The 15,152-nt window shown below is 60.5% G+C and carries 15 protein-coding genes; 7 read left to right on the top strand and 8 right to left on the bottom strand.

What is annotated here, in order from left to right; translation table 11 throughout:
• The first annotated feature begins 305 nt into the window (after positions 1-305).
• The 4 genes from nrdH (at position 306) to nrdF (ending at position 4,334) form a co-directional block, all read left to right on the top strand.
• Positions 306-560, top strand: a complete 255-nt coding sequence (gene nrdH, locus ABD059_RS15450; RefSeq protein ID WP_019482491.1) for a glutaredoxin-like protein NrdH — start codon at positions 306-308, stop codon at positions 558-560.
• 67 nt (positions 561-627) lie between these two features.
• A complete protein-coding gene (gene nrdI / locus ABD059_RS15455; RefSeq protein WP_343881650.1) occupies positions 628-1,101 on the top strand; it encodes a class Ib ribonucleoside-diphosphate reductase assembly flavoprotein NrdI in 474 nt (157 codons plus the stop codon).
• A gap of 68 nt (positions 1,102-1,169) precedes the next feature.
• Entirely contained in the window at positions 1,170-3,269 is a 2,100-nt protein-coding gene (gene nrdE / locus ABD059_RS15460) for a class 1b ribonucleoside-diphosphate reductase subunit alpha (protein ID WP_343882157.1), read from the top strand.
• Positions 3,270-3,359: 90 nt separating this feature from the next.
• A complete protein-coding gene (nrdF, locus tag ABD059_RS15465; RefSeq protein ID WP_019482488.1) occupies positions 3,360-4,334 on the top strand; it encodes a class 1b ribonucleoside-diphosphate reductase subunit beta in 975 nt (324 codons plus the stop codon).
• A 116-nt stretch (positions 4,335-4,450) separates the two neighbouring features.
• On the opposite strand, the gene ABD059_RS15470 is transcribed toward nrdF, so the two are convergent.
• On the bottom strand, positions 4,451-4,957 hold the full coding sequence (locus ABD059_RS15470; RefSeq protein ID WP_343881652.1) for a flavodoxin family protein: 507 nt from the start codon (positions 4,955-4,957) through the stop codon (positions 4,451-4,453).
• A gap of 210 nt (positions 4,958-5,167) precedes the next feature.
• The gene (locus ABD059_RS15475; protein ID WP_343881654.1) at positions 5,168-6,625 is read right to left on the bottom strand and encodes an HNH endonuclease; all 1,458 of its coding nucleotides are present in this window, start codon (positions 6,623-6,625) and stop codon (positions 5,168-5,170) included.
• A gap of 169 nt (positions 6,626-6,794) precedes the next feature.
• On the opposite strand from ABD059_RS15475, the gene ABD059_RS15480 reads away from it, so the two are divergent.
• Entirely contained in the window at positions 6,795-7,862 is a 1,068-nt protein-coding gene (locus ABD059_RS15480) for a 1-phosphofructokinase family hexose kinase (protein ID WP_343881656.1), read from the top strand.
• Here ABD059_RS15480 and ABD059_RS15485 read toward each other — a convergent pair.
• Complete coding sequence (locus ABD059_RS15485; RefSeq protein ID WP_343881658.1) at positions 7,859-8,314, bottom strand: hypothetical protein; 456 nt, start codon at positions 8,312-8,314, stop codon at positions 7,859-7,861. The two genes, ABD059_RS15480 and ABD059_RS15485, sit on opposite strands and share 4 nt — an antisense overlap.
• Here ABD059_RS15485 and ABD059_RS15490 point away from each other — a divergent pair.
• The gene (locus tag ABD059_RS15490) at positions 8,313-8,666 is read left to right on the top strand and encodes a hypothetical protein (RefSeq protein WP_343881660.1); all 354 of its coding nucleotides are present in this window, start codon (positions 8,313-8,315) and stop codon (positions 8,664-8,666) included. The two genes, ABD059_RS15485 and ABD059_RS15490, sit on opposite strands and share 2 nt — an antisense overlap.
• Before the next feature lie 15 nt (positions 8,667-8,681).
• On the opposite strand, the gene ABD059_RS15495 is transcribed toward ABD059_RS15490, so the two are convergent.
• The 5 genes from ABD059_RS15495 to ABD059_RS15515 form a co-directional block, all read right to left on the bottom strand.
• Positions 8,682-9,848, bottom strand: a complete 1,167-nt coding sequence (locus ABD059_RS15495; protein ID WP_343881662.1) for an ABC transporter permease — start codon at positions 9,846-9,848, stop codon at positions 8,682-8,684.
• On the bottom strand, positions 9,845-11,017 hold the full coding sequence (locus ABD059_RS15500; RefSeq protein ID WP_343881664.1) for an ABC transporter permease: 1,173 nt from the start codon (positions 11,015-11,017) through the stop codon (positions 9,845-9,847). Before ABD059_RS15500 ends, ABD059_RS15495 begins: the two co-directional genes overlap by 4 nt.
• 1 nt (position 11,018) lies before the next feature.
• Positions 11,019-11,294: a hypothetical protein gene (locus ABD059_RS15505; RefSeq protein ID WP_343881666.1), complete on the bottom strand. Its 276-nt coding sequence runs from the start codon at positions 11,292-11,294 to the stop codon at positions 11,019-11,021.
• A complete protein-coding gene (locus tag ABD059_RS15510; protein WP_343881668.1) occupies positions 11,291-11,980 on the bottom strand; it encodes an ABC transporter ATP-binding protein in 690 nt (229 codons plus the stop codon). The genes ABD059_RS15505 and ABD059_RS15510 overlap by 4 nt, the downstream gene beginning before the upstream one ends.
• Before the next feature lie 135 nt (positions 11,981-12,115).
• Positions 12,116-12,586, bottom strand: a complete 471-nt coding sequence (locus tag ABD059_RS15515; protein ID WP_343881670.1) for a GyrI-like domain-containing protein — start codon at positions 12,584-12,586, stop codon at positions 12,116-12,118.
• A gap of 119 nt (positions 12,587-12,705) precedes the next feature.
• Between ABD059_RS15515 and ppsA the strand changes: the two genes are divergently transcribed.
• Entirely contained in the window at positions 12,706-15,117 is a 2,412-nt protein-coding gene (gene ppsA, locus ABD059_RS15520; protein ID WP_343881672.1) for a phosphoenolpyruvate synthase, read from the top strand.
• The last annotated feature ends 35 nt before the right edge of the window (positions 15,118-15,152 follow it).

The following is a 15,152-nucleotide window of genomic DNA, read 5'->3' on the forward strand; positions in this document are numbered from 1 at the left end:
TGTGCGCAAGTACTCCACAGGGGTGTGGATGACGGTCACGGATTCGCTGGTTTCCGCACATTTTCACGAGGTTCACTTGTGGATTGTCTGTGGACGAACCAGCCGATGAATGACATACTTGTAATACATCATCTTGGGGTCGCATCCATCGGTTTGCACTAGATGTAGTATTTATATATCGAACCGCTGGCAAGGTAGGCATAGGCGGAGCAGCCCGAAACATCATCGGGTAGCCCACTTTTGAAGCCCTCCAATTCCTGAATATGCGTCGATAACAAGCTAAGAATTACAAGGGGAGAGGGACTATGACCGTCACGGTTTACACCAAGCCAGCATGCGTACAGTGCAACGCCACGTACCGGGCATTGGACAAGAAGGGCATCACCTACCAGAGCGTGGATATCTCACAGGATCCAGCCGCTTTGGAGCGTGTCCGCGCATTGGGCTACATGCAGGCTCCAGTAGTCATCACTGAGCAGGATCACTGGTCGGGTTTCCGTCCAGACAAGATCAACGAACTGGCAGAACTCGGCCAGGCATCGGTCAGCTCGGTCGCCTGATCTGACCGGAAACGGATCTTCTATGGAACAGGCGTTCACCGCGCCGTCGTCAGGAAGCATTCACCTTATGACCATCGCAGCAACGGACACCACACCCACCGCAGCGGCTCCCAACGAGCCGGGCGGGGTGACCAATGCCCGACTGATTTATTTCTCGTCGTCCTCAGATAACACCCACCGTTTTGTGCAGAAGCTGGACGGGGCAATGGGCTCGGTCTCAGCACGGATGCCGTTACTGACGCGAGATCCGACTCTTAGGGCACTCCAGCCATATGTTCTGGTTCTTCCCACCTATGGGGGAATTTCCGGGCGGGGCGCAGTGCCCAAGCAGGTGATCAAGTTCCTCAATGACGAGGGAAATCGATCCTTGATCCGAGGCGTTATCGGCGCTGGAAACACGAACTTCGGGGAGACCTACTGCCTGGCGGCGGACATCATCGCAGCCAAGTGTGGAGTACCTGTTCTATACAGATTTGAACTAATGGGAACGTCTGAGGACGTTGACCGCGTAGCCCAAGGATTGGAAGCGTTTTGGATATGACTGTTGCAGAGACAGAGACAAAGGGAGCAGGCGGCACCGCCGCACCTGCGCTAGAGCGGTTCCACGGCATGGGCTATCACGAGCTCAATGCCATGTTGAACCTCTACGGCCCCAACGGAGAGATCCAGTTTGAGGCCGACCGCGAGGCTGCACACCAGTACTTCCTGCAGCACGTCAACAACAACACCGTGTTCTTCCACGACCTCGAGGAAAAGCTCGACTACCTCGTAAAGAACGAGTACTACGAGCGGGAAACCCTCGACCAGTACTCGATGAACTTCATTCGCGATCTCTACAAGCGTGCCTACAACAAGAAGTTCCGCTTCGAGACTTTCCTCGGCGCCTTCAAGTTCTACACCTCCTACACGCTGAAGACGTTCGACGGCAAGCGTTTCCTGGAGCGCTACGAAGACCGTGTCTGCATGGTGGCACTCCACCTGGCCCGCGGCGACCAGCAGCTCGCACTCCAGATGGTCGACGAGATCATCGAGGGTCGCTTCCAGCCAGCCACCCCCACCTTCCTCAACGCTGGCAAGCGCCAGCGTGGCGAACTGGTTTCCTGCTTCCTGCTCCGCATCGAAGACAACATGGAGTCCATTGGCCGGTCCATCAACTCGGCGTTGCAGCTGTCCAAACGTGGCGGCGGTGTGGCGTTCGCGCTGACCAACATCCGCGAGGTGGGTGCGCCGATCAAGCAGATCGAGAACCAGTCCTCGGGCGTTATCCCCGTGATGAAGCTTCTTGAGGACAGCTTTTCCTACGCCAACCAGCTGGGTGCCCGTCAGGGTGCCGGGGCTGTGTACCTGCACGCGCACCACCCTGACATCTACCGCTTCCTCGACACCAAGCGTGAGAACGCTGACGAGAAGATCCGGATCAAGACCCTGTCGCTTGGCGTCGTGATTCCGGACATCACCTTCGAGCTGGCCAAGAAGGATGAGGACATGTACCTGTTCTCGCCCTACGACGTCGAAAAGGTGTACGGCATGCCGTTCTCCGACGTCTCGGTCACCGAGAAGTACTACGAAATGGTTGACGACGCCCGGATCAAGAAGACCAAGATCAAGGCTCGCGACTTCTTCCAGACCCTCGCGGAGATCCAGTTCGAGTCGGGCTACCCGTACATCATGTTCGAAGACACGGTGAACCGGGCCAACCCGATCGACGGCAAGATCATCATGTCCAACCTGTGCTCCGAGATCCTTCAGGTCTCACAGCCCACCACGTACCACGATGATCTGTCCTACGACGAGACCGGCAAGGACATCTCCTGCAACCTGGGTTCGCTGAACATCGCGAAGACCATGGATTCGCCGGACTTCGGTCTGACCATCGAAACGGCCATCCGGTCGCTGTCGGCTGTGTCTGACATGTCGAACATTGTCTCGGTTCCGTCGATTGCCCGCGGCAATGACCAGAGTCACGCGATTGGCCTGGGCCAGATGAACCTGCACGGTTACCTGGCACGCGAGCGGGTGCACTACGGTTCCGAAGAGGGCCTGGACTTCACCAATATCTACTTCTATTCGGTGGTTTACCACGCGGTGCGGGCATCGAACCTGTTGGCGATCCAGACGGGCACCACATTCGGTGGCTTTGAGAAGTCCAAGTACGCCAGCGGCGAGTTCTTCGACAAGTACACCGACCAGGCCTGGGTTCCGCAGACGGAGAAGGTTGCCGAGCTGTTCAAGAACATCCACATTCCTACCCAGGAGGACTGGAGCGCACTGAAGGCTTCGGTCATGGAGCACGGCATCTACAACCAGAACCTGCAGGCGGTACCGCCGACCGGTTCGATCAGCTACATCAACAACTCCACTTCGTCGATTCACCCGGTGGCGTCGAAGATCGAGATTCGTAAGGAAGGCAAGCTGGGGCGCGTTTACTACCCGGCGCCGTACCTGACGAACGACAACCTCGAGTACTACGAGGATGCGTATGAGCTGGGTTTTGAGAAGGTCATTGACACCTATGCAGCTGCCACGCAGCACGTGGATCAGGGCTTGTCGTTGACGTTGTTCTTCAAGGACACCGCCACCACGCGCGACATCAACAAGGCTCAGATTTACGCCTGGAAGAAGGGCATCAAAACCATTTACTACATCCGTCTCCGCCAGCTTGCGCTGGAAGGGACCGAGGTAGAGGGCTGCGTCAGCTGCATGCTGTAACCAGCTGCTGCTGACTACCGGTACGACGGCGGGTACGCGCCCGTCGTCGTACGCTTTAACTAAGAACTAACCCACCATTTAGGGGATGACATGACCGAGAAGGTCAAGCTGCTCAGCCACGTTGAGGCAATCAACTGGAACCGCATCCAGGACGACAAGGACGTGGATGTCTGGAACCGTCTGGTCAACAACTTCTGGCTGCCCGAGAAGGTGCCGCTGTCCAACGATGTTCAGTCGTGGGCGACACTGACTCCTGACGAGCAGCAGCTCACCATGCGGGTGTTCACCGGTCTGACTCTGTTGGACACCATCCAGGGCACCGTTGGCGCTGTGAGCCTGATTCCTGATGCGATCACTCCTCACGAAGAGGCTGTGTACACGAACATTGCGTTCATGGAGTCGGTGCACGCCAAGAGCTATTCGTCGATCTTCTCCACGTTGGCTTCCACCAAGGAAATTGACGAGGCGTTCCGGTGGTCGACAGAGAATGAGAATCTTCAGCGCAAGGCTGAGATTGTCATGAACTACTACCGCGGTGACGATCCCCTGAAGCGCAAGGTGGCGTCAACGCTGCTCGAGAGCTTCCTCTTCTACTCAGGTTTCTACCTGCCGATGTACTGGTCGTCGCGGGCGAAGCTGACCAACACGGCTGACCTGATCCGTCTGATCATCCGCGATGAAGCCGTCCATGGCTACTACATCGGCTACAAGTTCCAGAAGGGTCTTGAAAAAGAGTCGGCTGAGCGGAAGCAGGAGATCAAGGACTACACGTTCGAGCTCTTGTTCGAGCTGTACGAAAACGAAGTTCAGTACACTCACGATCTGTACGACTCCGTTGGCTTGGCGGAGGACGTCAAGAAGTTCCTTCACTACAACGCCAATAAGGCGCTGATGAACCTGGGCTACGAAGCGATGTTCCCGGCGTCGGTCACTGACGTGAACCCTGCGATCCTGTCGGCGCTGTCGCCGAATGCTGATGAGAACCACGACTTCTTTTCGGGTTCGGGTTCGTCCTACGTCATCGGCAAGGCAGTCAACACCGAAGATGACGACTGGGACTTCTAGTTCCTGGGGATCGACCTTCCACATAGCCTGAGCCAAAACGGTCCTGCACGGTGCATTGTGCAGGACCGTTTTGCATTTCAAGCGACGTTCCCAAGTCCAGTTGGGACGACCTGACCTTACGGAGCGCCAAGCCGCGCAAGCACATCGCCTACCCACTCGGTCGCGCGTTCGAGCTCGCCGTCCACAAGGGGCCCTTCGTAACCATGGACGTGGAAGGTTTGCTGTTTGCCTTGTGTGGCGAATCCAAGAGAGCGCAACTCGTGCCTCGCCGCCTTCGCCGCGGAACCGGGGAGTCTCGGTTTGTCGACCCGGGTGTCGAACGCGAAGGCGGGGATCCCGGTACTGGGCCGTTCGACCTGGTTGAGCCATTCCCGGATGCCACGGATCGGCTCATGCGGGGCCGAGTGGGACTTGACTGCGTCCGCTCGGGTCGATGCTCGCGTCATAGAGAAAGCGTGCGTCGGGCCACCAACCACCAACAAGTCGTATCCATCAATTAACGTTGGTGCTGCATCCGAGTCAAGCACTTCAACGTCGGCATTGACGGCAAGTCTGGCGCCGATCGCTCGCGCTACCTTCTCGGTATTGCCCCACAAGGACTCGTAGACCACGAGAGCGCGCATCGTTACTCCTAATGTAGAGACCACGATTAATGCCGTGTTCACAGCCTATCCGGGATGCCTCCTCAAGTCTGCCCCCGCCAGGTTCATGGTGCTCACGCCTGAGAGCGGTTGTGCACCGACTAAAGCGTGGATCCCGCTCGGCGCGAGAAGTTAGGTGCAGTTTGGGGGAGTTGGATTGAGCCGGGCCTGAAGGTCCAGGACCACGCAGGGTCAGGTCCGGTATCGGGCTCCGGGTAGCGGCGGGGCGGTGGAGTGGTATGTGTGTCCGGTGGGGGTCGTGATGCGGAGGGCGTGCCTGGGGTCCTTACCCGGGCCCGGGCGTGGGCGCGGGTGGGCTTTCCAGCCGCTGACTTCTTTGGTGTGGTTGCAGGCTTCGCAGAGTCCGGCGCCGTTGGTGATCGTGGTTGGTCCGCGTCGGTGCCAGGGGATGATGTGATCGACGTGGCGGATGGGTGCGTCGCAGTAGGGCATCCGGCAGGTGTCATCGCGAGCGACAATGAACCGCTTCTGTGCCTTGGTGAAGAGCCGGGCCTTCGAATCCATGGCGACGAGTTCCCTGGTGGCGGGTGCGGTGTAGAGGCGTCGCAGCCAGACGTTATAGGCGTGGCGTTCGGTGGCCGGTGCTGAGTTGTCGGATGGGTCAGGGTGGATGAGGTCTCTTGCCCAGGCGGAGGGGACGATGCCGTAGCCGGTGATTCTGGCTGGTTCGCTGTCGCCTTGGAAGAGGGCGCGGTCGGTCATGATGACTTGCAGTTCGACGCGGGTGATGCCTCCGGGGACGCCGGTGGTGCGTTCGACGAGGGTGTCGGCCATGAGTTGGCCTCGGGATCGGGTGTCCCCGGATGCCCGGGCGCCGTCGGCAGTTCTGGTGAGTGCTGCGTAGGCGGCGACGGCGTTCTTCACCGGCAGTAGGGCGGTGAGGTAGGCCATGGTGTCCGGTGCTGGGCGGATGCTGACGAATCGTTCGTTGGCTGCGTGGGCGGCGCGGTTGACCACTGAGCGCGGGTCTCGGCGGTATGCGGCGGCCTTGGCTGCGGCGGTGATGGTTTTGTCGCCGCAGCCGGTGAAGGTCCCAGTGTCGGGGCTGAGTTCTTCATCCACGGCGGTCCGGTCGGCGCTGGAAAGGCATGCTGTCTCTTTCACCAACAGGGTGGCCCGCCACTCGTTGAGCTGGCCGGTGTGCAGAGCAGTCAACGTGTGGGGCATTTCCGTGACCAGGGCCCGAGCCAACCCCAGGAGCCGGCTGCCGCGGGCCGGGGATTCACGCCGGGCCAGCGCCACCTGGGCGCCGACACTCTTGCCTTGCTCCGCGGTGGGCACCCCGGCTTGGGCTTGGTGCTGGCGTTCAGAGCGGTCGAAGGCGACAGTGATCTGGGCTTGGACCCCGGCGATGGCGGATTTGAGGTCTTCCAGGCCGCGGAGCTGATCGATCATCCCGGCCGAGGATGTGGCGGGCTGTAGTGCCGTGAGGGCGGCGAGCAAAGCACGCGTACCAGCATCAGCGGTAACGCCATTCGTGCTGCGGCCACCGGCAGTACTGTCCTCCGGGGTACGGCTATCCGGGGTACGGCTATCCGGGGTACGGCCTGGGCCGGAAGGGCCGCGCGGAGCCGTTCCGGGGAAGGGGAATTCCTTCTCAGTCAACGATGAAGCCCTGCTGCCGTCCATACCTCCATTGTCCCAAACCCACCCCGACAACCCAGAGAATTACGGGCCTATGTGGACAACTCTATCGAACGAATATTCGAACCGGGACGCCAGTAAAATGGTACCTCGTGACGTAGCACTGCCCAGGGAGTAGGTTGAGCATGAAACTCATTGCAGGGGGTAGTGCTCAATGGAGGGTAAACCGGCCAACTCCGACCCTGGAGACTTCCAACGGGCGCCCACGCCACGGCATCCCAAACCGATTCTTAGCGTGACGGTCAATCCCGCATTGGACGTTTACACGGCCACTGACCGGGTCATCAGCAAACACAAGCTCCGATGCACCGCGAGCCGACTGGAACCGGGCGGCGGTGGAATGAACGCGGCAAGGGTGATCCAGCGACTCGGCGGACAGGTGCTCGCCGTCTGCACGGCCGGTGGTCCAACCGGGGAGGCATATCGTCGCCTCATCGAAGCCGAGCGGATCCCGGTCCTCGTAGCACCCATCAACGGAAGTACTCGCGAAAGTTTCACCGTCGATGAGACGGGGACGGGTGCCCAATTCCGGTTTGTCCTCGAAGGCCCAGAGCTCAGTAAATCCGAGTGGAAAGCCTGTCTCGCGCTGGTGGCGGAGGCGATACTGCCGGAAGGGTATGTCATAGCCAGCGGAAGCCTACCTCCCGGTGTGCCGGACGATTTTTATGCCAGGGTGGCGCGCCTGGCCAAGAAAGTAGGCGCCCGCTGTGTGGTGGATGCCTCGGGTGCAGCACTGTCCGAGGCCATGGCCGAAGGGGTATTTCTGGTGAAGCCCAGCCGGCGGGAGTTGGCAACCCATCTCGGCCGGGAGCTCGACACAGAGCAGGATCAGATTGAGGCGGCGTCCGGTCTGGTCGCGGATCGGGCAGCGGAATATGTCGCGCTGACCCTTGGCCAGGCCGGGGCAGTGCTTGCATCCGAGGCTGGCGTCATCCGGCTACCGGCCCCGTCGGTGCAGGTCGTCAGTACTGTAGGAGCAGGCGATAGTTTTCTCGGTGCGTTTGTTCTCCGCCTTGCACAGGGCGCACCCGTTGACAGCGCCTTCCTGACAGCTCTGGCTGCCGGAAGCGCTGCAGCGATGACACCTGGCACAGAGCTCTGCCATCGAAAGGACATAGTGCGTCTCGAAGCGGAACTGACTGCCCAGCGCGCCCCCCTCGCCAGCCACTTCTCTGGACACCTAGGCCGCTATCCCTTGCCAGAAAGGACTGACGCGGGCTAGCTCCAGAAGACCGCTACCGCTACGTTGATCAGGGCAAGACCGCCGACGCCGTGAGCCAGTCCCTTGGCGACGTCGTGTCCGGATTTGGCCTTGCGGCGACCGATAAACGCCGCGACGACCACGCCGATGGTCAGGACCAGCTTGACGGCGATCTTGGCATGGTTCGGGCCGTCGCCGTCACCCATCTCAGCGAGACCCACCAGCAGCAGGCCCGTGACCAGCTGGGTGAGCGCGCCGATCCACTGCCACTGCGTGACGGTGGGGTGCTTGAAAGTGGCCAACCAGCCGCCCACGATGGCGGCTGTCCCGAGAATGTGGAGAAAGACAAGCAGAAGCCGAAGGAAGTCCATGGCACAAGCATAGGGCAGCCGCGCCAGCGGGCCCTTGGACTCTGCCACCTGGTGGCAGATGGGTGCACTCTGGAGGTCATGAACATGAGAGGAGCTACCCATGGCTGAACACCAGCTGGCATTACGGGCGGTCAAGTCTTTCCATACCGCCGCCTGGTTCTCCATCGAAGCATGCATGGTCTATCTGCTCTACTCCGGGTGGAGGGGAAAGACAGACCAACGAGCGGGAGTCGCTGCAGCCGTTGTCGGCAGTGAGATTCTTGTTTTTGCCGGCAACGGCTTTCGTTGTCCGCTCACCCCATTGGCTCAACGTCTCGGCGATTCCACCGGTTCAGTGACTGATATCTACCTGCCCCGGTGGTTCGCCCACAACCTACCCGCAATTCATGTGCCGCTGATCTTTCTTGCTGTCTGGGCCCACGCCCGGAATATTGCGCACGCGCGTCATATCTAGAGCGCCCGGCTGCCTCTAGAGCGCCCTGCTGAGGCTGCGCCGCAGCAGGAAGGAGCCGAGAGCCAGCAGAGCCGCTGCCATCCCTGCAAGCACCGCAAGCTGCGGAAGAATACCCGTCAGTGTGCCCTCATGGCGTTGGATCTCAGCGAAGGCGTCATAAGCCCACCGGTGCGGGGTCAGACGGGACACGGTTTGAAGGGCGTCGGAGAAGAACTCCGGGGGCACCATAGAGCCGCCCAGGCCCGCCAACACGAGACCGAAGCCCACTCCCACTCCCGACGCAGCGCTGTCGTTATCCATGACCGAACCGATCACCATCGCTGCAGCAGCGGAGACCGCGCAGAAGAACGCCAGGACCAGTCCTGCCAACCAGGGATTGCCCCACTGAACCCCAAACAGCACAGCTGTGCCGACCATGATGTACGAACCCTGGACAACCGCAATACCGAACCGTCCCAGCGCCTGCCCCGCCACAGCCTGCCAGCTTGTCACCGGGGCGGCCATCACACGGGAGATCACCCCGAGACGCCGCGCGTTGATCAGGGTCGCAGCCCCGGTGAGGGAACTCAGGAAAACGAAAAGCAGAAGTTGCTGGGTGGCGCCCAGATCGAACTGTCCCAGGCCTAAAAACTCCTGCGATACATCGTCGGTATCCACAATTTCCAGTCCGGGGGGTACCACAGAGGTTTCCGCCCGCTCCAGGGCGGTGGTCGCCTCGGCTGCGCTGACGCCCGCTTCCTGGAGCAGTAATCGCTGAAGCTGTGCCGTACTGACCGTCTGGACTGACGTCCGCACCTCCTGCAGGACAGCCTGTGCCGAGGCCTGCGACGCTGCTATCACCTCGAGGTCGGCTTCCTGACCCGCGGAGTAGGCCGCGGCGTCGTCGTCGCTGATGAAAATGCCGACGTCGATCCGGGCACGGCCCAGCTGCTGTTTTACCGTTTCCGCACCGGCAAACGACACCTGAAGGTCATCCTCTTCCAGCTGGACCTTCAAAGCGTTTTCCAGGGCCGTACCGGAACCGCCCGACAGCGCCACCTGGGACCGTCCGCTATTGGCCCCGAATTGGGAGCCGAGCAACAGAATCAGGAGCATAGGAAAAATGAAGACAAAGAAGATGTTTGACCTGTCCCGGAGAAAACGTTGCACCTCTACCCGGGCAATCCCCATGATGTGTCTCACAAGCGGGCACCCCGGTCCGGCAGCAGGCGCGATATCACGGTGGCAAGGACAGCAAAGCCGAGCATGATCGCCAGGGGGACAGCGACGTCCGCCACCCCGCCGCCTCCGGAGGTGATGCCGAGTCCGCGAATGAAAGCTGAAATCGGATTAAAGTCCATCAGCGTCGCGACAATTCCTGAGGTCTGCAAAGGAAAAAAGGCTCCGCCAGCGACCCCCAGGACCATGGCAAGGATCGATTGGGCGACATTCGCCTGTTCGGCGCTTCGCACCAGTTTCGCGACGACAAAGGTCAGGCTCGTTGCCGCCGCCGCAACCGCCAGGATCAGGAGCCCCACCACAGCTGGGGACCCAAAGGAGACGTCAAACAACAAACTGCCGACCGTCAGCAGAATGGATGAGGCAACCACTCCGAGAATGAATCCGACCAGGGCCTTCGCCCAGATGATGGTACCGGGAGCGACGGGAGCCGACCGCAGCCTGGTCAGGGTGCCCCCTTCCCGCTCCGCCAGCAGTCCCAAAACACCAAACCCGACGGTGAACAACAGGAATAGCCCGGTCTGGCCGGCCACCAGGGAGCCACTGAGGGACAGTTGCTCGGCGGATGCCTGGCCTTCCGAAAGGGTCAAGGCGGCCGGGCCAGCGGCTGTGCGTTGCGCCAGGTCGGCGAGTTCGTCCTCCGGAAGCCCGGCCACACCGCCTGCCGTGGCAGTCACGGTGCCAGCAGCGAACTGCTGAAGCACCCCGTCCACCACCGAGATCAGCACATTGGTTTCGATGCTTGCAACATCACCTTCGATGACCTCGACGGTAGAGGCCTCGCCGGAGGTTACCGCCGTCGTGAACCCTTCCGGCAGGATAAGCCCCAGCTCAGCCCCGGTGTCCTTTGTCTCGCCGCTGACCTCGTCGGCAGCCACCCTGGTGACGGTGACGTCCATCATGGGGAGGGTGTCGAGGGCCGCGAGTAGCGCGTCCCCGAGCTGGCCGCTGTCTTCAGCACTTGCGACGACGACGGCGGGCTGCAAATCGACGCTGTCCGTTCCGCCGCCTCCAAAGGAGAGGTTCAGAACCCCCATCAAGGCCAACGGGACGAGGAGGGAGAAAATGAACACCGACCTGTCCCGGATCCGCAGCCTGAGGTCATTGGAGACCATGGTCCTGAGCCCGCGCACATCAATCCCGCAGGGCTTTGCCAGTGAGGTGCAGGAAGACCGATTCCAGATCGGGTCTGACGATCTCCACCGAGGTCAGCGCCATTCCCGCACCGCCGGCTTCGGCCACAATGGGTGCCAGAAGACCTGGACCGTTGTGGACGGTCAACAGCAGGTTTGAGGGACCACTATCGACCTGTTGTACGCCTGGTAGCTGACGGAGCGCCGTGGCTGCGTTGCTGGTGCTACCGGTGCCGCGCAGATCGATGCGGTCCACCCCGCCGGTCAGTTCGATCAATTGATTCCGGTGCCCTCCGCCTGAATCCGGCCCTGATCGATGATCGCAATCCGGTCGCAGAGCCGTTCGGCTTCCTCCATATAGTGGGTGGTGTACAGGACAGCCATTCCTTCCGAGGCAAGAGTCTCAACGGATTCCAGGATGGAATTGCGCGACTGCGGGTCCACCCCCACGGTTGGCTCATCCAGAATCAGCAGGGTGGGTCGATGGAGCAGGCCGATGCCAATGTTCAACCTGCGTTTCATTCCACCTGAGAATTTCTTGGTCTGCTCTCGCGCACGGTCGCCGAGGCCAATCAGGTCCAGGACCAGGTCCGTCCGCTGTCTCAGTTCCTTCCCTTTAAGCCCCTGCAACCGGCCAAAGAACATCAGATTCTCTTTGGCCGTCAGATCCGGGTAAATGGCAAGTTCCTGGGGGACCAGCCCAATGTGCCCTTTGACCCGTGTACTGGTTGGCGTCATGACCGCACCCATGAGCTCGATCGATCCGGAGTCGGCGGGGATCAACCCCGCCACCATTGAAATGATCGTCGTCTTACCTGCGCCGTTGGGGCCCAAAAGTCCATACGTTTCGCCAGCTTCGATGTGGAAGGAGACATCATCGACAACTGTGCGGGTGTCATACCGCTTCACCAGGGAACTCACTCCCAGGATGGGAGCGCTCTGAAGCTGGCCGGCAGCCGTCATTGCGGTTCCACGGGATGGATAACTGAACTCAGCTGGCGGGTTAGATCGGCTGCACTGCCCAAAATTACTGAGCCGTGCCTGGTCGCGTAGGCAACAAGATCATTCATGATGTGAGCCTTGGGTGAAAGGGACGATTCAGACCACGGGCCAGACAACTTTGGTTACCCACTTCGACGGGTCGGGCTCCGCCTCCGGATCAGTCAAGTAGGATTCCCAGGCGATGTCCGCGGGGGTGAGACCCGCTGATTCAATGGCGGCCTGAAGGAGTTCGTAGGTTTGGCCGAGGGTGTCAAACGGCCCAACATGGATGGCTTCAAAGGCATCGGTTTCGGGCAGCACGGACTGCGATACTCCTTCAGCTTCCGCGAAGTGTCCTGCAATCGGGAAGCCAGCCTCCACATCGACGGTCTCGCTGGACATCCCATGGTAGAGGGCGACGGGTGGGCCGGCAGGGCTCGTTCCTTGCGTCTGGGTCGCTGTCATCACCTGATGGAACGCACGACCGAAGAAGTCAGTGAGCGAGTCCATCCGAACACGCTCGCGAACCACTGCAACGGGTTGTTCGACGGTGTGAACTTTTGTGAGCTGGGGTGCATTGTCATTCATTCCATTAGGGTGGCGGCCGCGAGTAAACGGTGACAGGGCCTTACGACCCTATTCAGGAACGGTTGCTGGCGGGACCTTAGACTCTGCATCAGCCAGGCCTGGCTGGCCAAGATGGACCCATGACTTCAACAGCGAGTGCGGACGTGTACGTGGTGTGGCTGCAGGACGTAGGAATGGCTGACGTTCCTTCGGTCGGAGGGAAGAACGCGTCACTGGGTGAACTCACGCGTTCCCTCATCGGGTCAGGTGTGCGGGTCCCCGACGGTTTCGCCACGACAGCGGCAGCCTACCGCGCCTTCATCGCCGCGAACGGTATTGAACCCGGCATCCGTGACACAGTCAGCCGCTATCATGCCGGCGAGTCGACTCTGCGGGAAGCAGGAGAGACCATTCGGGCGTTGATCCTGGACGGAGAATTCCCGGCAGACATCGCCGCCGACCTTGCCGGTCGCTATCGGGCACTGTCTTCCCGGACCGGCAGGCCGTCAGCCTCTGTGGCAGTGCGCAGCAGTGCGACCGCTGAAGACCTCCCCGACGCGAGCTTCGCGGGTCAACAGGAGACGTATTTGAATATTTCAGGAGAACGGGAACTCCTTGAAGCCTGCAGACGGTGTTTCGCCTCGCTTTTCACCGATCGTGCGATCAGCTACCGGGAGATGAAGGGATTCGACCATGTGGGGGTCGCCCTGTCGGTCGGCGTGCAGCTCATGGTGCGTTCGGATCTTGGTGCATCGGGGGTGATGTTTTCCATTGACACGGAGTCAGGTTTCCCGCGCAGCGTGGTGATCAGCGCGGCCTGGGGGCTGGGAGAGACAGTTGTTCAGGGAAGTATCAACCCGGACAAATACCAGGTCTTCAAGCCCCTGCTTGCTACACCCCGCTTTGTGCCGATTATCGAGAAGACGGTCGGCTCCAAGGAGCGAAAAATGGTGTACAGCCGCGGTGGACACGCGCGCACGCGGACCATAGATACGACCGATCTGGAGCGGGAGTCGATTGTGCTTTCCGACGACGAGATCCTGACGCTGGCCCGCTGGGCTGTCTCTGTGGAGGAGCACTACGGGAGGCCGATGGATATGGAGTGGGCCAAGGACGGAGAAACCGGAGAGCTGTTCATGGTCCAGGCCCGCCCGGAGACCGTTCAGGCGCAACGCAGCGAAACCACGTTCAGCGTGTATCACCTGCGGGAATCGGGGCGGCGCCTGCTCTCGGGCGCGGCCATAGGCGAGGCAATCGCACACGGCGACGCCTGTGTTGTGCTTGATGCCCAGGACATCGACAAGTTTCGGGACGGTGCCATTCTGGTCACCAGGATGACGGATCCGGACTGGGTACCGGTGATGAAGCGAGCTGCGGGAATCGTGACCGATCATGGCGGACCCACCAGCCACGCGGCGATTGTCAGCCGGGAATTGGGGGTACCAGCCGTGGTGGGTACCGGGAAAGGAACCTCGGTACTGAGGGATGGCTCGTCGATTACTATCTCGTGTGCCGGAGGTGAGGATGGGGGAGTGTATGAGGGGACGCTTGCCTTTGAGGTGGAGGAAGTTGACCTCGGCGCCCTGCCGGAAACCAGCACCGCGGTCATGGTCAATATCGCCAGCCCCGCTGCTGCCTTCCAATGGTGGCGGCTCCCGGCGGCAGGCGTTGGCCTTGCACGGATGGAATTCATTATCAACAACCTCATTCGTATCCATCCGATGGCACTTGTTCACCCGGAAGCTGTGACTGATCCCGACGAGAAGGCGCAGATCAAGCAACTCACCCGCGGTTATGAGAATGTGCGCGAATACTTCGTTGACGTTCTCTCAAGGGGCATCGCAAAAATCGCGGCGCCCTATTACCCGGCACCGGTGATCGTCAGGCTCAGCGACTTCAAAAGCAACGAGTACGCCCATCTGATCGGTGGAGGTTTTTTTGAGACCCCAGAAGAGAATCCCATGCTGGGGTTCCGCGGGTCATCGCGCTACTACGACGAGCGTTACCGGGAGGGATTTGCGCTTGAATGTCTGGCAATCAAGCGGGTCCGCGAGCAACTTGGCTTCGCAAACGTCCTGGTGATGGTGCCGTTCTGCCGCACGCCCCGCGAAGCCGAGCTTGTGATCGAGGTCATGGCGGAGAACGGTCTGGTCCGGGGGAAAGAAGGACTGCTGATTTACATGATGTGCGAAATACCGTCGAACGTTATTCTCGCCTCGGAGTTCGCCGAGCATTTCGACGGGTTTTCGATAGGTTCCAACGATCTGACACAACTGGTCCTTGGTGTCGACCGCGACTCGGAGCATTTGGCACAACTGTTCGACGAACGAGACGAGGCCGTCACGTGGATGATCTCGCGTGCCATCGAGAAAGCTCACGCCGCGGGAATAAAGATCGGCATCTGTGGTCAGGGACCGAGCGACCATGAGGATTTCGCCGAGTTCCTGGTAAAGCAGGGGATCGACTCCATCTCGCTGAACCCCGATACTTTCCTTCGCACCGTTCAGGTCATCGCCGCGGCAGAAAAATCACAAACGGAGGTTAAAAAATGAAAACTTCGCACAGCCTGCCATTTGGGGCTCGGCGC

The organism is Arthrobacter flavus, assembly GCF_039526005.1.
Classification (GTDB): domain Bacteria; phylum Actinomycetota; class Actinomycetes; order Actinomycetales; family Micrococcaceae; genus Arthrobacter_D; species Arthrobacter_D flavus.

What these genes read in the sequence shown, in the direction of transcription:
- nrdF (WP_019482488.1), top strand. Translation starts at nt 3,360, where the DNA reads ATGACCGAGAAGGTCAAGCTGCTCAGCCACGTTGAGGCAATCAACTGG.
- ABD059_RS15475 (WP_343881654.1), bottom strand. Translation starts at nt 6,625, where the DNA reads ATGGACGGCAGCAGGGCTTCATCGTTGACTGAGAAGGAATTCCCCTTC.
- ABD059_RS15485 (WP_343881658.1), bottom strand. Translation starts at nt 8,314, where the DNA reads ATGGGTAGCTCCTCTCATGTTCATGACCTCCAGAGTGCACCCATCTGC.
- ABD059_RS15490 (WP_343881660.1), top strand. Translation starts at nt 8,313, where the DNA reads ATGGCTGAACACCAGCTGGCATTACGGGCGGTCAAGTCTTTCCATACC.
- ABD059_RS15510 (WP_343881668.1), bottom strand. Translation starts at nt 11,980, where the DNA reads ATGACGGCTGCCGGCCAGCTTCAGAGCGCTCCCATCCTGGGAGTGAGT.
- nrdI (WP_343881650.1), top strand. Translation starts at nt 628, where the DNA reads ATGACCATCGCAGCAACGGACACCACACCCACCGCAGCGGCTCCCAAC.
- ppsA (WP_343881672.1), top strand. Translation starts at nt 12,706, where the DNA reads ATGACTTCAACAGCGAGTGCGGACGTGTACGTGGTGTGGCTGCAGGAC.
- ABD059_RS15470 (WP_343881652.1), bottom strand. Translation starts at nt 4,957, where the DNA reads ATGCGCGCTCTCGTGGTCTACGAGTCCTTGTGGGGCAATACCGAGAAG.
- nrdH (WP_019482491.1), top strand. Translation starts at nt 306, where the DNA reads ATGACCGTCACGGTTTACACCAAGCCAGCATGCGTACAGTGCAACGCC.
- ABD059_RS15515 (WP_343881670.1), bottom strand. Translation starts at nt 12,586, where the DNA reads ATGAATGACAATGCACCCCAGCTCACAAAAGTTCACACCGTCGAACAA.
- ABD059_RS15480 (WP_343881656.1), top strand. Translation starts at nt 6,795, where the DNA reads ATGGAGGGTAAACCGGCCAACTCCGACCCTGGAGACTTCCAACGGGCG.
- nrdE (WP_343882157.1), top strand. Translation starts at nt 1,170, where the DNA reads ATGGGCTATCACGAGCTCAATGCCATGTTGAACCTCTACGGCCCCAAC.